Raw genomic sequence first — 579 nt, 5'->3', positions numbered from 1 at the left:
TCAGACGTTGGGGACGGTGGGGAAGTCGAGTTCGGTGTTGGCCCAGCGGTTGAAGGTGTTGGTGTAGGTGTTGAGGGCGATGTGGAGGGGTAGTTCGGCGAGTTCGGTGTCGGTCCATCCGGCTTGCTGGGCGGTCTTCCAGTTGGTGTCGCTGACCACGCCGACCTGTGCCACTGCTTCTCGTACGACGTTGAGGAGGGCGTCGAGTTTGGGGTCGAAGGAGGCGTCGCCGCTGCGGATGGCGAGGATCTGTTCGGTCGTGAGGCCGCTTTGGCGTGCGGTGGCGGTGTGTGCGGCCTGGCAGTAGTCGCAGTCGTTCTCGTGGCCGACGACCAGGGCGATGGCTTCCTGGGTGCGGGTGTCCAGGGTGGCGTGCTGGGTGACGGTGGACTTCAGGGCGAGGAAGCCGTGCAGGACGGCCGGGGAGGCGGCCATGTGGCCGAAGATGTTGAAGACCTTGCCGTTGGGCAGGGCGAGGGAGGCGAGGGCCTGGCGGCTGTTCTCGGGGGCGTCGTGGACGGTGTGCAGCGGGATGCGGGACATGGCGGTCGGGTTCCTTTTCTCGGGGAGGGGTGGGTG

General features: G+C 66.7%; 1 protein-coding gene. It reads right to left on the bottom strand.

What is annotated here, in order from left to right:
- A partial coding sequence (locus KUM32_RS30755) for a carboxymuconolactone decarboxylase family protein (RefSeq protein ID WP_308408756.1) occupies positions 1–579 on the bottom strand: 579 nt, incomplete at its 5' end.

It is taken from the genome of Streptomyces sp. AC627_RSS907 (assembly GCF_019049165.1).
This window is presented reverse-complemented; position numbering and strand designations above follow the sequence as displayed.